At 64.4% G+C, this 17,346-nt stretch carries 20 protein-coding genes; 14 read left to right on the top strand and 6 right to left on the bottom strand.

From position 1 onward, the window contains the following. Positions 1 to 5: 5 nt before the first annotated feature. Genes G6N45_RS06705 through G6N45_RS06690 form a run of 4 tightly spaced genes read right to left on the bottom strand, consistent with a single transcriptional unit; the run spans position 6 to position 4,264 of the window. Positions 6 to 890, bottom strand: coding sequence for a carbohydrate ABC transporter permease (locus tag G6N45_RS06705; protein WP_163721025.1), 885 nt, complete (start codon positions 888 to 890; stop codon positions 6 to 8). After that, the gene (locus G6N45_RS06700) at positions 890 to 1,864 is read right to left on the bottom strand and encodes a carbohydrate ABC transporter permease (protein WP_163721023.1); all 975 of its coding nucleotides are present in this window, start codon (positions 1,862 to 1,864) and stop codon (positions 890 to 892) included. The genes G6N45_RS06705 and G6N45_RS06700 overlap by 1 nt, the downstream gene beginning before the upstream one ends. Then, a complete protein-coding gene (locus tag G6N45_RS06695; RefSeq protein ID WP_163721021.1) occupies positions 1,864 to 3,252 on the bottom strand; it encodes an ABC transporter substrate-binding protein in 1,389 nt (462 codons plus the stop codon). Before G6N45_RS06695 ends, G6N45_RS06700 begins: the two co-directional genes overlap by 1 nt. Then, positions 3,242 to 4,264, bottom strand: coding sequence for a sugar-binding transcriptional regulator (locus G6N45_RS06690; protein WP_163721019.1), 1,023 nt, complete (start codon positions 4,262 to 4,264; stop codon positions 3,242 to 3,244). Before G6N45_RS06690 ends, G6N45_RS06695 begins: the two co-directional genes overlap by 11 nt. Before the next feature lie 125 nt (positions 4,265 to 4,389). On the opposite strand from G6N45_RS06690, the gene G6N45_RS06685 reads away from it, so the two are divergent. From G6N45_RS06685 to G6N45_RS06665, 5 genes are all read left to right on the top strand, one after another. After that, the gene (locus tag G6N45_RS06685) at positions 4,390 to 5,388 is read left to right on the top strand and encodes an NAD(P)-dependent alcohol dehydrogenase (RefSeq protein ID WP_163727943.1); all 999 of its coding nucleotides are present in this window, start codon (positions 4,390 to 4,392) and stop codon (positions 5,386 to 5,388) included. Further along, entirely contained in the window at positions 5,388 to 6,800 is a 1,413-nt protein-coding gene (locus tag G6N45_RS06680; protein WP_163721016.1) for a mannitol dehydrogenase family protein, read from the top strand. The genes G6N45_RS06685 and G6N45_RS06680 overlap by 1 nt, the downstream gene beginning before the upstream one ends. Further along, positions 6,800 to 7,726, top strand: a complete 927-nt coding sequence (locus G6N45_RS06675; RefSeq protein ID WP_163721014.1) for a carbohydrate kinase family protein — start codon at positions 6,800 to 6,802, stop codon at positions 7,724 to 7,726. The genes G6N45_RS06680 and G6N45_RS06675 overlap by 1 nt, the downstream gene beginning before the upstream one ends. Positions 7,727 to 7,927: 201 nt before the next feature. Then, positions 7,928 to 8,101 carry a CsbD family protein gene (locus G6N45_RS06670; RefSeq protein WP_057149533.1) on the top strand — a complete coding sequence of 58 codons (174 nt, stop codon included), beginning with the start codon at positions 7,928 to 7,930 and terminating at the stop codon, positions 8,099 to 8,101. A 229-nt stretch (positions 8,102 to 8,330) separates the two neighbouring features. After that, complete coding sequence (locus G6N45_RS06665; protein WP_163721012.1) at positions 8,331 to 8,975, top strand: vWA domain-containing protein; 645 nt, start codon at positions 8,331 to 8,333, stop codon at positions 8,973 to 8,975. Positions 8,976 to 9,553: 578 nt separating this feature from the next. Here G6N45_RS06665 and lpdA read toward each other — a convergent pair. Then, the gene (lpdA, locus tag G6N45_RS06660) at positions 9,554 to 10,948 is read right to left on the bottom strand and encodes a dihydrolipoyl dehydrogenase (protein ID WP_163721009.1); all 1,395 of its coding nucleotides are present in this window, start codon (positions 10,946 to 10,948) and stop codon (positions 9,554 to 9,556) included. 410 nt (positions 10,949 to 11,358) lie between these two features. Here lpdA and G6N45_RS06655 point away from each other — a divergent pair, with 410 nt between their 5' ends. Beyond that, complete coding sequence (locus G6N45_RS06655; protein ID WP_163721007.1) at positions 11,359 to 11,727, top strand: hypothetical protein; 369 nt, start codon at positions 11,359 to 11,361, stop codon at positions 11,725 to 11,727. 306 nt (positions 11,728 to 12,033) lie between these two features. On the opposite strand, the gene G6N45_RS06650 is transcribed toward G6N45_RS06655, so the two are convergent. Continuing rightward, complete coding sequence (locus G6N45_RS06650; RefSeq protein ID WP_163721005.1) at positions 12,034 to 12,447, bottom strand: Rv2640c family ArsR-like transcriptional regulator; 414 nt, start codon at positions 12,445 to 12,447, stop codon at positions 12,034 to 12,036. 102 nt (positions 12,448 to 12,549) lie between these two features. On the opposite strand from G6N45_RS06650, the gene G6N45_RS06645 reads away from it, so the two are divergent. The 8 genes from G6N45_RS06645 to trxA all read left to right on the top strand — a co-directional run bounded on the left by G6N45_RS06645 (position 12,550) and on the right by trxA (position 17,332). After that, positions 12,550 to 13,044, top strand: a complete 495-nt coding sequence (locus G6N45_RS06645; RefSeq protein ID WP_163727939.1) for an ArsI/CadI family heavy metal resistance metalloenzyme — start codon at positions 12,550 to 12,552, stop codon at positions 13,042 to 13,044. A 139-nt stretch (positions 13,045 to 13,183) separates the two neighbouring features. Continuing rightward, complete coding sequence (locus G6N45_RS06640) at positions 13,184 to 13,564, top strand: ArsR/SmtB family transcription factor (RefSeq protein WP_163727935.1); 381 nt, start codon at positions 13,184 to 13,186, stop codon at positions 13,562 to 13,564. Then, positions 13,561 to 14,676: an ACR3 family arsenite efflux transporter gene (gene arsB / locus G6N45_RS06635; protein WP_163721003.1), complete on the top strand. Its 1,116-nt coding sequence runs from the start codon at positions 13,561 to 13,563 to the stop codon at positions 14,674 to 14,676. Before G6N45_RS06640 ends, arsB begins: the two co-directional genes overlap by 4 nt. An 87-nt stretch (positions 14,677 to 14,763) precedes the next feature. Beyond that, positions 14,764 to 15,180, top strand: coding sequence for an arsenate reductase ArsC (locus tag G6N45_RS06630; protein WP_163721002.1), 417 nt, complete (start codon positions 14,764 to 14,766; stop codon positions 15,178 to 15,180). Further along, positions 15,177 to 15,614, top strand: a complete 438-nt coding sequence (locus tag G6N45_RS06625; protein ID WP_179965281.1) for an arsenate-mycothiol transferase ArsC — start codon at positions 15,177 to 15,179, stop codon at positions 15,612 to 15,614. The genes G6N45_RS06630 and G6N45_RS06625 overlap by 4 nt, the downstream gene beginning before the upstream one ends. Then, entirely contained in the window at positions 15,611 to 16,003 is a 393-nt protein-coding gene (gene arsD, locus G6N45_RS06620; RefSeq protein WP_163721000.1) for an arsenite efflux transporter metallochaperone ArsD, read from the top strand. The genes G6N45_RS06625 and arsD overlap by 4 nt, the downstream gene beginning before the upstream one ends. A 33-nt stretch (positions 16,004 to 16,036) precedes the next feature. Continuing rightward, positions 16,037 to 17,008 carry a thioredoxin-disulfide reductase gene (gene trxB / locus G6N45_RS06615; RefSeq protein ID WP_163720997.1) on the top strand — a complete coding sequence of 324 codons (972 nt, stop codon included), beginning with the start codon at positions 16,037 to 16,039 and terminating at the stop codon, positions 17,006 to 17,008. Between the two features lie 12 nt (positions 17,009 to 17,020). Further along, complete coding sequence (gene trxA, locus G6N45_RS06610; protein ID WP_163727929.1) at positions 17,021 to 17,332, top strand: thioredoxin; 312 nt, start codon at positions 17,021 to 17,023, stop codon at positions 17,330 to 17,332. Positions 17,333 to 17,346 lie beyond the last annotated feature (14 nt).

Below are 17,346 nucleotides of genomic sequence, written 5' to 3'. Positions count from 1 at the left end.
GTGGTCTACTTGATCGCGCCGAACGAGAGTCCGCGCACCAGCTTGTTCTGTGCGAACCATCCGCACAGGATCACGGGAAGGGCGGCCATCGTCGCGGCTGCCGACAACACGGCCCAGTACTGGCCCTCACCGGCGATGAAACCGACGAGATACACGGGCATGGTCTGGGCGTTCACCGCGGTGAGGTTGACCGCGAAGAAGAACTCGTTCCAGGCAAAGATCACGCAGATCAGCGCCGTTGCCGCGATTCCCGGCGACACCAGCGGGAGGATCACCTCACGCACCGAACGCCACAGACTGGCACCGTCCAGGCTGGCCGCCTCCAGGAGCTCCCCGGGCACCTCGAGGAAGAACGAGCGCATCATCCACACCGCAATGGGCAGGTTCATCGCCGTGTACAGGATCACCAGGGCCCAGATGTTGTCCAGCAGACCGATATTCGACACGATGACGTACAGCGGCAGGATCACGGCCACCACCGGCAGCATCTTGGTGCTCATGAAGAAGAACAACGCGTCCTGCGTCTTGCGCACCGGCCGCAGGGACAGGGCGAATGCCGCCGGGGTGCCCAGCAGTAGCACGAACAGCGTCGAAAGCCCGGTCGCAAAAATGGAGTTCAGCATCGCGGGACCGATGGCTTGATCGAAGACCGCTTGGAACTGATCGAGCGTCGGGGCGAAGAACAGCTTGGGCGGATTGGTCGCCGCATCGCTTTCCTGCTTGAACGCCGTCAGGACCATCCAGAACACCGGGAAGAAGAAGCCGAGGCCGACGAGCCACGCCACCACCCCCCAGGGACTGAACTTGCGGCTCTTCTTCTTCGGGCGTGCGGCCCGGTCCGAGGTGGTAGTGGGCTGGTCAGTGGTATCGACTACTCGCGGAGTGGTCATCAGGCCGCCTCTTCCTTTCCGGAGAACGATTTGAAGATCAATCGAAGTGCGAAGTTCGCGATGATGATCGTGAAGATCACCACCACCACGCCCATCGCCGCAGCCTGGCCCATGTCGAAGCCGAGGAACGCGCGCTGGAAGATGTAGAAGGGCAGATTTGCGCTGGCGATACCCGGACCGCCCTGGGTCATCATGTAGATGGCGTCGAAGGTGTTCACGAGGTAGATCGCACCGAGCACGACACCCAATTCGATGAATCGCCGAAGGTGGGGCAGGGTCAACTCGCGGAACAACTGGAAGGCGCCCGCCCCGTCGACCCGCCCGGCCTCGAGTTGGTCACGGGGCATCGACGTGAGGCCGGCGAGGATCAGCAGCATCATGAACGGCGTCCACTGCCAGATCAGTTCCACCATGACCATCGTCAGCGGGAACTGGCCGATCCAGTCGACCGGCCCGATGCCCACCAGAGACAGCAGCCAGTTCAGGATTCCGTTGTTCGGATCGAGGATCGTGGTCTTCCAGATCAGCGCCCCCGCAACGGGTGTGATCAGGAACGGCGTGATCAACAGCGTTCGCACCACGCCGCGGCCGAGGAACGCCCGATCCAGCAGGAGCGCGATCAGCAACCCGAAGAGTGCCGAGACGAGGACGACCACGACGATCAGCACGACGGTGTTGATCGCCACCGACCAGAACTGACTGTCCTTGACCACCGCGACGTAGTTGTTGAACCCGACGAACTGCCGGGAACCCGGCCGGACCAGGTTCCAGGACAGGGTGGAGTAGTACAGCGTGACCAGGAACGGGACCTGCGTGACCACGATCATGAAGATCAGGGCGGGTAGCAGGGGTCCGCGCCGGCGCCAGCCTTCCGCGCGGCTCACCCCGGTGTTCTGCGCTGCGCGGATCTTGCGGACCCGCTCGGCGGCCGCCTCTTGACCGGCCTCGCGTTCGGTATCGGCAGTAACGGTCATCACTTCTCCTGGTAGGTCTTGCCGACGACTTCGGCGTATTCCTGAGCTTGGTCCAACGCGTCATCGACCGACTTCTGACCGGCGATCGCCGCACTGATCTGCTGACTGACCCGCGTGCCCAGGTCCTGGAACTCCGGGATCCCGACGAACTGGATACCTGTGTACGGAACCGGTTGCACCGTCGGCTTGTTCGGCGTCGCGTTCTGGATCGACTCCAGGGTCAACGGACCGTAGGACTTGGAGATCGCCTCGTACTCGGGGAGGTCCTTGTAGGTCGAGATCCGACTGCCCGGCGGGACGCGCGCCCAGCCGAGTTTCTCGCCGACCAGCTTGATGTAGTCCTTGCTGGTCATCCACGATATGAACTTCCAGGCACCCTCGGGATTCTTGGCGGCCTTCGGAATGCCCAGCGCCCACGTGTAGAGCCAGCCGGAGTTCGGCTTCTCGACGATGGGGGCCGGCAAATAGCCGATCTTGCCGACCAGGTCGGGGTAGGTCTGCGGATCCTCCAGTACCGAGACCGCCGATGTGGCGTCGTACCACATCGCCGTCTGTCCCTGGCCGAACAGATTGGCGCACTCCTGGAAACCGGTTGACGCGGCGCCTAACTCACCGGACTGCTTGATGGTGTCGACATAGAAGTTGACCGCCTTCTTCACCTCGGGGCTGTTGAGTTGTGCGTTCCAGTTCTCGTCGAACCAGCGCCCGCCGAAGGTGTTGATCACCGTGTCGAGGGGAGCCAGTACCTCACCCCAGCCCGGTTTGCCGCGCAGGCAGATGCCCGCTCGATCGTCGGTCTTGAGCTGGTCGGCCCACCCCGCGACCTCCTGCCACGTCGGTTGGTAGCCCGGGCTCTGATCGATCTGGATCCCCGCCTGCTCGAAGAGGTCCTTGCGGTACATCAGGAACGAGGATTCGCCGTAGAAGGGCACCGAGTACATGTTGCCCTCGTAGGACAGCGACTCCCGCAGGGACGGGATGAAGTCGTTTTCGTCGTACCCCGGCGTCTTTTTGGCGAAATCCGAGAGGTTGACCAGCCAGCCGTCTTTGGCCCACTGCGGGGTCTCGAAGTTGCTGATCATCACCACGTCGAACTCGCTGCCGCCCATGGCGGTCGACATCGTGATCTTGGCGCGCGCCTGGTTCTCCGACAATGAGATGAACTTCAGCGTCGTGCCGGGGTTCTCCTTCTCGAACTCCGACGACAACTTCTGGGCGTCGGTCATCTGCGAATTCGACACCAGCGCGATCGTGACCTCGTTGTCCGACGCGCCGAGACTTCCTGCGCCCGCACATCCCGCGGTCAACGCCAGGCCGGACACCGCCACACAGGCGGCCAGTCGGCGTACAGCTCTTCGTAGCTTCTTCACCTTCACCTCACTTGTCATGGCTGAGTAGCCAACGGGCACAGTCGATATCACACACCAAAAAATGGGCCAGCCCGCCCCGCAGGGCCCCCAGGGCTGCGGCGTGCTTGGTGGCGCCGCTGGCGATCAGAATCGTCTTGGGGCAGTTGCGAATGTCTTCCAAGGGCACTGAGATCACCCTCTGCAGCAGTTCGGTCTCCACCGGCACACCCTCGAAGTCGAAGAATCGTCCGCCGATCTCTCCCACCGCACCCAGAGCCACCAACTCGTCCAGCATTCCGGTGTCCAGGAAACTGCCCTGAAACAATGTGGTCGATGTCGAGACGGCGCCGACGCCGAACAGCATCAACTCAGCTCGACGACCGGTGATCAGAGTGCGAGAGATCACCGAATCCTGATGCAGGGAAGCCACCGTCGACGGATCGGCGTACAGCGGCGCAGGCAGGCGAATTGCTTCTGCGCGCAATGCGTCAGCGCAGTGACTCAGAATGTAGTCAGCACCCGTCTGACAGGTGATCGTCGATATGGCGCCGTCGAGCTGAACCACCGCGCGGCAGGTTGCCAAGCCGGGCGTCAAGGCCGTGGCGACCGCCACCTGTTCGGGCCCCCAGGTGAATCCCATGGTGTCCGTGGGCGACAACCGCCTCGTCAGCAGCGCGGCGGCGGCCCGGCCGACGCTGGCGAAACCCACCGCGTCCGACAACGCTCCGACATCGACGCCGCGGCCGGCGATGACGGCCTCGGTCAGGCCGAACTTGCGTTCCAGATCGCGCTCTTCTGCGGCGTGGAGGTCGTCGCCGACGTCCGGTGGCACGACGACCTCGATACGCACCAATCCGTCTGCCTTCGCCCTGGCGATGAGCCGACCCGTGGTCGGTCGTGAGACGCCCAGACGGGCGGCGATCTCGGCCTGCGTCAGTCCGTCCAGGTAATAGAGCGTTGCCGCCCGCAGGGCCAACCGCACTTCGTCGGGCGAGCGCTCCCGCGACCGACCCGGCTGCAGGCGCGGGCCGGTACCGCTGCCGTCGGTCATCGCTCGGGCCATGGAGTCGCTTTCGGGAGGCATCACCCCTGAGCAAATGCTCAGGGGTGCGTTATTCTGCTCATCACGTTAGCATGGTGAATGTGACGCACACAACACTCGCTCCGGATGGGCAGATGCGAGCCGCGGTACTCGTCGAACCCGGAGTGATCGAAATTCAAGATCGACCGATCCCGGCACCGGCGGGCGGAGAAGTGCTGGTCCAGGTCTCAGCGGTGGGGGTGTGTGGGTCCGATGCACACTATTACCGGCACGGCAGGGTGGGCAGTTTCGTCGTCGACGGACCCCTCGTTCTCGGCCACGAAGCCGCAGGCACCATCGTTGCCGTCGGCGACGGCGTTCCCTTCTCGCGACTCGGTCAACGAGTGTCCGTCGAGCCGCAGAAGCCCGACCCGGACAGCGCCGAGACCCGCAGCGGCCGATACAACCTCTGCCCGCATATGCGGTTCTACGCGACACCTCCGGTCGACGGAGCGCTCTGCGACTACGTGACGATCGGAGCCGCCTTCGCCCACCCTGTGCCGGACACGATCACCGACGAAGCCGCCGCACTGTGCGAGCCGCTGTCGGTGGGGATCGCCGCTGTGCGCAAGGCCGGGGTGACCGGTGGTTCGCGCGTCCTGATCGCGGGCGCGGGACCGATCGGCATCGTCGTGGCGCAGGTCGCCCGCGCGTACGGCGCGACCGACATCGTCGTGACAGATCTGGACGTGTCACGCCGCAAGCGTGCTCGCGACTTCGGGGCGACAGCGGTCGTCGATCCCGCAACCGATGATCTCGCCGGTCTGCGAGTGGACGCCTTCATCGACGCGTCGGGGGCTCCGGCAGCGGTCATGGGAGGGATGTCTACGGTGCGTCCGGCCGGATCCGTCGTCCTGGTCGGCTCGGGTGCGGAGACGATGACACTCCCCACCCAGCTGATTCAGAACCGCGAGCTCGTGGTGACCGGAGTGTTCCGCTATGCCAACACATGGCCTTCGGCGATCGCGCTCGTCGAGCGTGGACTCGTGGATCTCGACGCGATGGTCACCGGCAGGTTCCCGCTCGAGAAGACCGCCGATGCGCTCGACTCCGACCGTATCCCCGGTAGCGTCAAGGCCGTGGTGGCGATCTGATGAAGCTCAACCGCTCGGCACTAGTCCACCTTCCCGTCGCAGGCCCGACATATGACCGCCATGAGATCAGCGTCGGCATAGTGCATTTCGGAGTCGGCGGATTCCATCGCGCGCACCAGGCGATGTATGTCGACCAGCTACTGGAACGCGGCCTGGCCCGCGAGTGGGGGATCTGCGGCGTCGGGGTGATGCCCGCCGACCAGCGGATGAAGGAGGCGCTGGAAGCACAGGACGGCCTCTACACGCTGATCCTGAAGAATCCCGATGGTTCCCGGGACGTGCGGGTCATCGGCTCCATCGTCGACTTCCGCTATGCCCCCGATGACCCCGAGGCAGTGATCGAACTACTGGCCGCTCCCACCACCCGAATGGTGTCGATGACGATCACCGAGGGCGGCTACCAGATCGAGAATGCCGGTGAGCTCTCGGTTTTCGCCCTCGTCACCGAATCGCTGGAGCGGCGCCGGGCCCGCGGTATCGCGTCGCCGACGATCGTGTCGTGCGACAACATCGAGGGCAACGGTGACATCGCCCGCCGGGCGTTCACCGGCTACGCCGACAAGGTTCATCCGGGTCTGTCGGAGTGGATGGCAGAGCACACGAAGTTCCCGAACTCGATGGTGGATCGCATCACGCCCGTCACGACGCCTGAGGTCGTCTCCGCACTGGCGCAGGATTACGACCTGGAAGACCAATGGCCGGTGGTCGCCGAACCGTTCACCGCGTGGGTGCTCGAAGACGACTTCGCCGATGGCCGGCCGCCGCTCGAGGACGTCGGCGTCCTGATGGTCGACGATGTCACGCCCTACGAGTTGATGAAGTTGCGTCTGCTCAACGCCAGCCACCAGGGCCTGTGCTACTTCGCCTACCTTGCCGGCTATCGGCTCGTCCACGACGCCGCAGGCGATCCACTCTTCGCTGATTTTCTTGTCGCTTACATGGATTCGGAGGCGACCCCAACCCTCAAACCCGTGCCTGGCATCGATCTCGCCGACTACAAGCGCACGCTGATCGAACGCTTCGCCAATCCGGGGGTGCGGGACACCATCGCGCGGCTGTGCGCCGACTCCTCCGACCGCATCCCGAAGTGGCTGCTGCCGGTGATCCGCGCCAACCTCGAGAGCAATCGGCCGGTGCGCCTCTCGGCGGCCATCGTGGCGAGCTGGGCGCGCTATGCCGAGGCGGTTGACGAGCAGGGCGAAGCGATCGAGGTCGTCGACCAACTCGCGGACTCCCTGATCCCGATCGCCCGGTCGCAGCGGGAGAACCCACTGGCATTCATCGAGAATGCGGCGGTGTTCGGCGATCTCGCACAGCAACCCCGATTCGTCGAGGCCTATCGGTGGGCCTTGGACTCGCTGCACGCCGACGGTGCGCGAGCGACTCTCGCGAGGCTCAGGGAAGACCGCTGATGAGCCGCGCGCTCGTCATCGGTGAGGCGCTGATCGATGTCGTCGAGCGCGCGGGAAAGCCGGCGTCCGAGCACGTGGGCGGAAGCCCGTTGAACGTCGCGGTGGGATTATCCCGGCTGGGGCGAGGCGTCGATTTCCTGACCTCCATCGGCGACGACCCTCGCGGCCGCCGGATCGGCGACTATGTGGCCGCTGCCGGAGTACACCTGCTCGAAGGCAGCGTCGCCGCGCGCCGTACACCGGTGGCGCGCGCGCTGCTCGACGCTCACGGCGCGGCGACCTACACGTTCGACCTCGACTGGCGGCTCGATGGCGTGGTCGACGTCGCTCCACCCACAGTGGTGCACACCGGGTCGATAGCGACGGTCCTCGAGCCGGGGTGCCTCGCCGTCGCCGCTCTCGTCGAATCCCTTCGTGAGTCGGCCACGATCGCGTTCGATCCCAACGTGCGTGCGTCGCTGGTGACCGACGTTGCGGTGACGACGGAACGGATCGAGCGCCTGGTGTCACTCAGCGACGTCGTCAAGGCCAGCGACGAGGACCTTCGATGGCTGGCTCCGGACAGCACGCCCGAGGAGGTCGCGCAACGGTGGGTGCAGCGCGGTCCGGCGGTCGTGGCGGTCACGACGGGCGGAGAAGGGGCCTTCGCCGTGTCCGCGGCAGGCTCGGTTCGGGTTCCCGCCCGGCCGGTCCGGGTGGCCGACACCGTGGGCGCGGGTGACTCGTTCATGGCCGGGATGCTCGATGAGTTGTGGTCGCTGGACCTTCTCGGTGCGCGGCGTCGCGAAGACCTTCGCGGGATCACGGCCGATCAACTCCGGGCCGTGCTGGACGCTGCGGTGCTGAACTCGGCGCTGACGGTGGAGCAGGCCGGGGCGCTCCTGCCCGACCGGGCGACCCGCGACGCCGCCCGGAAGTCCCGATGAACCTGTTGCGCAGCCGTCCCCTCAGCGGCTGCGCAACAAGTGATCATCACTCTGGCGGTGGTGTGCGTCACTGACTGCAGTACTGCGGTACTGCATTCGACCGAGGAACTGACGCCGTGTTTCAGATCCCGAACGTTCAGGTACTCACTCATCGACGGTTCGACTACCCGGGCCGGTTTCGAGAAGTGAAGGGACCACAGCATGGGCGCCGACGACAAGGCCAGCAACAAGATCGAGGATCTCGGCGGCAAGGCCAAAGAGGGTCTCGGCAAGGTGACCGGTGACAAGAGCACCGAGAACGAAGGCAAGACGGATCAGGCCAAGTCCAGCCTCAAGGACGCAGGCGAGAAGGTGAAGGACGCCTTCAAGAAGTAAAGACCCCCGCAGTCAGCCCGTCACCCCGGTGGGGTGACGGGCTGTTCTGCATGCATAACCGCTGATCACGGGCTATAATGGCGGGTGGTTCGGGCTCACGGAGAACTGCCCGGCCACTCCACATCGAGACGGCACTGTGCCCTCGTTGCCGGTGGCGATACACGGCCCGCGCGCGGTCGGTACGCACACGAACGCCGGACATTCATCACTGTTGCATGAGAGGCGTTCGATGACCGACCCCGACAAGACCCTGATCGCTGCACTGCTCGACCGCTCCGGCTCCATGGAGACCTCCAAGAAGGCCACCGAGGACGGTTGGCGGGAACTGATCAACGAACAACGTCTGCTGCCCGGACAGTGTCAGATGACGCTCGCGCAGTTCGACACCGAGTACGAGGTGCTCTATCCCCCGACCCCGATCGCCGACGTTCCCGATCTGGTGGTGGAACCGCGCGGCATGACGGCCCTGCTCGACGCCGTGGGCAGATTCGTCACCGAGGTCGGCCGTCGCCTCGCCGCACTCCCCGAGGTTCAGCGGCCAGGCCACGTCATCTGCGTGATCATGACCGACGGCATGGAGAACGCCAGCCACGAGTGGAGCTGGCAGGCGGTGAAGGAGCTGATCACTGCGCAACGGGACCAATGGCAGTGGAAGTTCCTCTTCATCGGCGCCAACATCGACGCGGTCGAGGTGGGCGCCCGGATGGGGTTCAGCGCGGACAACTCGATCACCTACGACGACTCCCACTACGAGTCCACCGTCGCCGTGATGGCCTCGGCCAGGGAGATGGTGCGACGGACGCGCGGCGGCGAGGACGCGGCGTTCTCGTCCGAGGACCGCGAGGCCGCGCTGGGCGGTCCCGAGCGGGCCTGATGACAAACCGCCCTTACCTGCTGTGACAGGAGGGCGGTCTTGGCGGTGGCGGAGGGATTTGAACCCTCGGACGGGGTGCTGGCCAGAGGGCCGAAAACGGCTCTGACCTGCTGATTGACGTTGCGTGTGGTTCGCTGGAATTGCCCTCGTTTGTGCCCAAGTGTGCCCAAAATGTGCCCAGCCAGTCAGGATGTAGCGCTCGGTGGCCGACTTGGTCTGATCGGCACGTAGTCCCTTGATCTCGGCCCGCCGCCGCGCAAGCTCCTGCTCGGGTGTTCCCCGCCCGGGCTCACCCCGGCAGCCGATGCGGGTTTGCGGTGCCAGGTCGCCACGCCCGCGGCTTTGCACCAGCCGCCACAACGGCCCTGTATCCCCCCCGATCTTCAGCGCGACGTTCTGAGGCACCTAAACGACGACTAGGATGCCCTCGACATCCAGGTGGCTATCGTGAACGCAACCAGGCGTCTGCCGACGCCAGCCCATATTGACAGCATCCGGCGCCTGGCGGGATTGAAGAACCGTCAGCGCAACCCCCGATAAGAAAACTTCAATTGGGCCACAAGTGGCGTCTCACCTACCTACAAGTGGATCATGTGACCGGCCAGCCCGTGGAAACATTCCTGCAGGGCCTCCGACAACGTCGGGTGGGTGTGCACGTTTTGGACCAGCTCGTTGACGGTGAGGTCCCATTTCTGCGCCAGGGTCAATTCGGGCAGGAGTTCGGCGACGTCGGGTCCGATTAGATGGCCACCGAGGAGCTCACCGTACTTGGCGTCAGCGATTAGCTTGATGAAGCCGGATGCATCGCCCAGCCCATGAGCCTTACCGTTGGCGATGAAGGGGAACTTGGCCACCGTGATGTCGTGGCCCTCGTCGCGGGCTTGCTGTTCGGTAAGACCGAAGCTGGCTACTTGCGGCTGGCAGAAGGTCGCGCGCGGCATCATCCGGTAGTCACCGAAGTCCAGCGCCTCAACGCCAACGATCGCTTCGGCGGCCGCTACGCCCATCGCCATCGCGACGTGGGCCAGCATCGCTTTGCCGGTCACGTCGCCGATCGCATAGATGTGCTCCACGTTGGTCCGCATGCGGGCGTCGATGCCGATGGCCTTGCGGTCGGTCAGCGTTACGCCCGTCGTTTCGAGCCCGTAGCCGGCGACGGCTGGCTGAAACCCGATGGCCTGCAATACCTTGTCGGCCATCAACTCTCTGGTCTCGTGGTCATTGGTTACCGTGACGACCACTTGCGCGCCCGAGTCACTGATCGCTTCCACTTTGGTACCGGTAAGGACCGTGACGCCGAGCTTTCTGAACTGCCTTTCAATCTCCTTGGAGACCTCAGCGTCCTCGTTCGGAAGGGCCCGCGGCAGGAACTCCACGATCGTCACATCTACGCCGTAATTGGCCAGCACATAGCCGAACTCCATGCCGATTGCACCGGCACCTGCGATGACGATCGAGCTCGGCAGATCCCGCGACAGGATGAGCGCCTCGTAGGTCACCATGTTGTCGGACAACGATGTGCCGGGTACCAATTGGGTGTTGGCGCCGGTGGCGATGATTGCGTTGTCGAAGGTCAGAGTGTCGGTGCCACCGTCGTTGAGTGCAACCGAAAGGGTATGCGGGTCGGTGAAGGTGCCACTGCCGTGGATCTCGGAGACGTTGTTCTTCTTCATTAGGTAGTGCACGCCGGCAACCCGACCGTCGGTGACCTCACGGCTGCGGTCGAACGCCACTCCGTAATCCATAGTCGGCTCGCCGCGGATGCCGAACTTGTCGGGTTGCCGTGTGACGATGTGAGCCAGTTCAGCGTTGCGCAGCAACGCTTTCGAAGGGATGCACCCGACATTGAGGCATACCCCGCCCCAGTACTTGCGCTCTACTATCGCAGTCGTTAGGCCGAGCTGAGCGGCGCGCACTGCGGCGACGTATCCACCGGGGCCCGCCCCGAGAATGACGAGGTCGTAGTGGGTCATAGGGAGACACTAAGTCGGCAAGAACATGCGTGCCGCCGAATACGGCTGATACACACACACGCCCGAAAGGACCGCCCGAGGAAGGACGATAATGCGCTCGCGAGCCAGTCAGCCCAACCCACCGTCGGCGGTGAGATATGGAGGCACCGCGTACCCAGAGGCGGCAACATTTGGACAGGGTGTGTAGAACTCACCACCAAAGTTGCGTTCGACGGTGGCGAACCTGCCTGGCAATTAGTCGGCGTACTGCCAGCAGCCGTTGCCACGCGCGATGCCAGGTGAAGAGCCATACCCACCGACATAACGGTGACCGGCCTATCAGACACCAGGCAACCTGATATCGAGCGAGTAGGCAACCCGCGTCTTGAGGCCTACGCCCGCACGCCTCCACCGCTGGTACGGTGCGCCGCATGACGGATGACACGCCCGAATACATGACAGATGAAGTGCCGCAGTACGAGGCAGACGAGTTAGGAGACCACGACGACTTGTTAGAACAGGGCCGACTGGGTCATATCGAGCATATCGGTGGCAGATGGCGCACTGGGTATGTCAAATATGGGCCGGACGGTCATAGCCTCACCGTGAGGCTCATTGCCGAAGCGATGCCGGAAGGCGAGATGGCGGTGACCGATCTAGTGGTCAGCGAGGCGGTTGCGCTAGTTCAACCACAGGTAGCTTCGGTCAACCACGTCGATCTCGAGCTCACGGTCAGGTCGGACAACCCGGTTGCCCGCGATAGCGGTCAGCGGGCGACTTGGTCGACGGGAGCAGACTGACGGGACGCGACCGTCTAATCGGGTGCCGCGTCGATCCGCGAGAAGTACACCTGCCTTGCCGGCCCTTGCAGTCGCCAGAACCATTGGGCTGCAACGCATGTCGAACCGATAGAAGGCCGTACAGCGTTACCCAACCCACGGTTATCCTGCATCCCCGCACCGAGTTCGCACTGGCTATGTACAGGCTGCAGCGCCCGGCGCCTGGAACACGGCTCCGCACACTTTTCGTGAAGTCTCCTCGCCCTCGGCTTTGAAGGCCGGGACAACCCTGAGCAGCCGCACACCGTTCTGAAAACGCCTGCCGTCTCAGCGGGCCTGCCGCGGGCTACGAGCGCCACGCCGACGCGATGGGCCGCGAGACGAGCTGCAGCAGTTTGGGTCCAGGACGGCGCAGAGAGCAGCTACCGCATCGCGGTGGGGTCGGTGGTAGACGTTCATGCCGCGCCGGTCGGATTCGACTAGGCCGGCTTTGCGCAATTGACTCAGATGGTGGCTAACCGTCGACTCGGTTAGTCCGAGCGTGGCTGCCAGTTCCCCACTGTTCTCCTCGCCCACCGGAGAGCTGAAGAGAAACGACATGATCTTCACCCGGGCAGGATCGGCCAGCGCCTTCAGGCGCAGCGCGACCTGCAAAGCGTCGTCATCACTCATCGGACCTGCCGCGACCGGAGCGCAGCACACCGGCGCGGACATGTCGATCACGGGCAGCGCCTTCGGCATGCATACAGGATGCCAGTAATATTGACATATATCAAAGAGGTCGGCATGCTGGGCACAGCGCGCCAATTCGATATATGTCTCACACAAAGAGAGGATCACACCATGTCTCGAGCTCAACTCGCCCTCAACGTCGACAACCTCGACGGGGCGGTCACGTTCTACTCCAAGCTGTTCAACACCGAGCCGGCCAAAGTGAAACCGGGCTACGCCAACTTTGCGATCGCCGAGCCTCCGCTGAAGCTCGTGCTGCTGGAAAACCCGGGCAATGGCGGCACCATCAACCACCTCGGCGTCGAGGTGGAATCGAGCGAAAAAGTGCACGCCGAGATCGCCCGCCTCGCCGGCGAGGGCTTGTTCACTGAGGAGGAAATCGGCACGACGTGTTGCTTCGCGACACAAGACAAGGTGTGGGTGACCGGACCGGCCGGCGAGAAGTGGGAGGTCTACACCGTGTTGGCCGACTCCGAGAGTTTCGGCTCCAGCCCTCAACATCTCGACATTGAGTCCACAGGCGGGACCTGCTGCGGACCCGACGCTGCAGGAGCAGGCAGTGAAGACCGACAGGACAAGGCCACGGCGGCCACATCCTGCTGCTGAAGGCTCACTGATGAGATCGGCGGGCCGCCCGTCGCGGGTGGTCCGCCGGTCTCTATGTCCAGGTCTTCGGCGGCCGGCAGTCTGAGGTGTTCGCCCAGTGATTGTTGCGTCCAGATTCGATCCATGCCAATATCGATTTATGTCGAATCAAGGCTTCGGTAGCGAGGCTGCCCGTTGTCAGGTGGAACCGTTGGTGAGCGAACCGTTGAGCATGCAGGCGGCCGTGGAGATGGCGGCGAAGTTCAAGGCCTTGTCGGATCCGGTTCGGTTGCGCCTGCTGAGTTCGGTGGCCAGCCACGCCGGTGGTGAGGCGTGCGTGTGCGACATCTCGGCTGGCGTGGGTGTGTCGCAACCGACGGTTTCCCATCACCTGAGAGTGCTGCGCGACGCGGGATTGTTGACATCGGAGCGGCGGGCGTCGTGGGTGTACTACGCGGTGGTACCGCAAGTGCTCACGACGTTGTCGTCGCTGTTGCATACGGGTGCTGAAACCGCAGCACCGGCGGGGGCGCCGGCATGACCGACACGGTGGCGCACAATGATATGCCGGCGGTAGTCGGAAAGCTGTCCACGCTCGACCGGTTTCTACCGGTTTGGATCGGCATCGCCATGGCGGCCGGGCTGCTCTTGGGTCGCCTAATCCCTGGCCTGGGGAGTGCGCTTTCGGCCGTTGAGGTCGACGGCATTTCTTTGCCTATCGCACTGGGCCTGTTGATCATGATGTACCCGGTACTGGCCAAGGTCCGCTACGACCGCCTGGACTCGGTGTCGGGCGACCGCAAGATGCTGGTGAGTTCTCTCGTGCTGAACTGGCTCATCGGGCCCGCCCTGATGTTCACCCTCGCCTGGCTACTGCTCCCGGATCTGCCCGAGTACCGCACCGGGCTGATCATCGTTGGGCTAGCGCGCTGCATCGCCATGGTCATCATCTGGAACGACCTGGCCTGCGGTGACCGGGAGGCCGCCGCCGTGCTGGTCGCGCTCAACTCCGTGTTCCAGGTTGTCATGTTCGCGGTGCTGGGCTGGTTTTACCTGTCGGTGCTGCCGGGCTGGCTCGGCCTGGCGCAGACCACGATTGACACTTCGCCGTGGCAGATCGCGAAGTCGGTACTGATCTTCCTGGGTATTCCGCTGCTGGCTGGTTTCCTGACGCGGCGCTACGGCGAAAAAGCAAAGGGGCGAACCTGGTACGAGTCGACCTTCCTGCCGAAGATCGGTCCGTGGGCGTTGTACGGGTTGTTGTTCACCATCGTCATCTTGTTCGCGCTGCAGGGCCACCAGGTCACTTCCCGTCCACTGGACGTCGTGCGGATCGCTCTCCCGCTGCTGGCGTATTTCGCGCTCATGTGGAGCGGCGGCTACATCCTGGGCGCCGTGCTCGGGCTCGGCTACGCCCGGACCACCACGCTGGCGTTCACCGCTGCCGGCAACAACTTCGAACTCGCCATCGCCGTGGCCATCGCCACCTACGGCGCCGCGTCCGGGCAGGCACTCGCCGGGGTGGTCGGCCCGCTCATCGAGGTGCCCGTCCTCGTCGCTCTGGTGTATGTGTCGTTGGCTCTGCGCAGGCGCTTCACGCCACCGACAGCTGCTGCTCCCGCTTCATCTGCACCCTCGACCAAGGAGTCCTGATGCGGCCCCAAAGGACCGTCTCAGAGATTCTTCTCATCTGCGTCCACCACGCTGGCTAAACGTAACGATCGAAAGGCTCTACAGCTCATGGCTTCTCGCCCCAGCGTGTTGTTCGTCTGTATCCACAATGCCGGCCGTTCCCAGATGGCGGCCGGCTTCCTGCGCGACCTGGCCGGTAGTACCGTCGAGGTCCGCTCGGCGGGCAGCGATCCGGCCACCCACATCAATCCGGCTGCCGTCGAGGCGATGGCCGAGGTCGGCATTGACATCTCCGACCAGTCACCGAAACTGCTGACGCACGAAGCGGTCGAGTCTTCCGATGTGGTCATCACGATGGGCTGCGGGGACGCCTGCCCGGTATTCCCCGGCATCAGCTACCGCGACTGGGCACTGGAGGACCCCGCCGGCAAGGGCATCAACGCTGTGCGCCCGATTCGCGACGAGATCAAGACGCGTGTGCAATCCCTCGTCGCCGAACTCCTGCCCGCCCAACCCAGCTCGTGACTAAACCCTCGGTGCTCTTCGTCTGCGTGAAGAACGGCGGCAAGTCCCAGATGGCCGCCGGACTGATGCGCAAGCTGGCTGGTGACCGCATCGACGTGTATTCGGCAGGCACGTCGCCTGGTTCGGCAATCAACGCGCTGTCGGCGCAGTCGCTGCTCGAAGTCGGTGTCGACATCACCGCCGAGCACCCAAAGCCGATCGACCCGGACCTCGTGCGTGACGTCGACGTCGTCGTGACCTTAGGCAGGGAGGCTCACCTCGAGCCCGTCCCAGGGACGCGTTTTGAGAACTGGGACACCGATGAGCCCTCCGACCGTGGGATCGAGGGAATCGAACGAATGCGGCTGGTCCGCGACGACATCGCCGCCCGCGTCCAGTATCTCGCTGAACAACTCAATCTACCTGTGCCCCAACCTGATAAGGAGATCCGATGAACAAGATCGAGGTATTCGAGCCCGCCCTGTGCTGTGCCACCGGTGTGTGCGGGGAGGACGTCGACCAGCAGTTGGTGACCTTCTCCGCCGACATGGACTTCATCCGCAGCCAAGGCGGTGACATCACCCGCTACAACCTTGCCAGCGAACCGCAGGCTTTCGCCGACAACGACGCCGCTAAGGCCTACCTGCATCTGTCCGGATCCGCCGGCCTGCCCCTGGTCCTCGTGGATGGGGTCACCGCGATGACCGGCCGCTATCCCGACCGCACCCAACTGAGCACCTGGGCCGGACTGCAGCAGGCCCCGACCGACATTGAGTTGGGCCTCACCGCCGCCACGGCATCCGAGGGCGGCTGCTGCGGTGGCGCGGCCTCAAGCTGCTGCTAACCCCGACCCGTTCACACACGCAGAAAGACCGTTATGGACCCCCAACCTGTGCACGACGTCATCGTCATCGGATCCGGCCCGGCCGGCTACACCGCGGCGATCTACACCGCCCGTGCCGAGCTGCGGCCGCTGATTTTCGAGGGCACCTCGTTCGGGGGTGCGCTGATGACGACCACCGAGGTGGAGAACTATCCCGGCTTCCGCTCCGGCATCCTGGGCCCGGAGTTGATGGAGGAAATGCGTGAGCAGGCTTTACGTTTCGGCGCCGACCTGCAGATGGAGGACGTCGAGTCGGTGTCGCTGGCCGGCCCGATCAAGGAAGTGGTCACCGCCGGCGGCGAGACACATCGGGCCCGGGCGGTGATCCTGGCCATGGGCGCTGCCGCCCGCTACCTGGGTGTCCCCGGGGAGCAGGAATTGCTCGGGCGTGGAGTCAGCGCGTGCGCGACCTGCGACGGGTTCTTCTTCAAGGAACAGGACATCGCAGTGATCGGCGGCGGGGACTCGGCCATGGAGGAAGCCACCTTCCTCACCAAGTTCGCCCGCAGCGTCACCATCGTGCATCGGCGCGAGGAGTTCCGGGCCTCCAAGATCATGCTGGAACGGGCCCGCGCCAACGACAAGATCCGCTTCCTGACCAACACCACCGTCGTGGCGGTGGAAGGCGAGAGCACCGTGACCGGCCTGCGGGTCCGCAACGCCCTCACCGCGGAGGAATCCACCCTGGCGGTCACCGGGGTGTTCATCGCGGTCGGCCACGACCCCCGCTCGGCGTTGGTCCGCGGGGCCGTCGACCTCGACGCCGAGGGCTACGTAGTGGTCCGCGGCCGCACCACCGCCACCTCAGTCGAGGGTGTCTTCGCCGCCGGGGACCTCGTCGACCACTCCTACCGCCAAGCCATCACCGCCGCGGGCAGCGGCTGCGCGGCGGCCATCGACGCCGAACGGTGGCTGGCCGATACCTACGACACCTCCACGACCGAGATGATCGGAGCACACAAATGAGCCCCCCCCCCGCTGGCGGTCACCGACGATTCGTTCGCCGCGGATGTCCTGGCCAGCGAAACACCTGTCCTGGTGGACTTCTGGGCCGCCTGGTGCGGTCCGTGCAAGATGGTGGCCCCGGTGCTGGAGGAGATCGCCACAGAGAAGGCCGGGGTGCTGACGGTGGCCAAGATCGAAGTCGACGCCAACTCGTCGACCGCCCGCGATTTCCAGGTTGTCTCCATCCCCACGCTGATCCTGTTCAAGGACGGCAAGCCGCTCACCCGGATCGTCGGCGCCAAGGGCAAAGCCGCCCTGCTCAACGAGATTGCCGACGTCATCTAAGACACAGGACGTTT

Origin of the sequence: Mycolicibacterium psychrotolerans (assembly GCF_010729305.1) — a bacterium.
GTDB lineage: Bacteria > Actinomycetota > Actinomycetes > Mycobacteriales > Mycobacteriaceae > Mycobacterium > Mycobacterium psychrotolerans.
The sequence above is the reverse complement of the archived record's forward strand: the minus strand, read 5'-3'. Positions and strand labels throughout refer to the sequence as shown.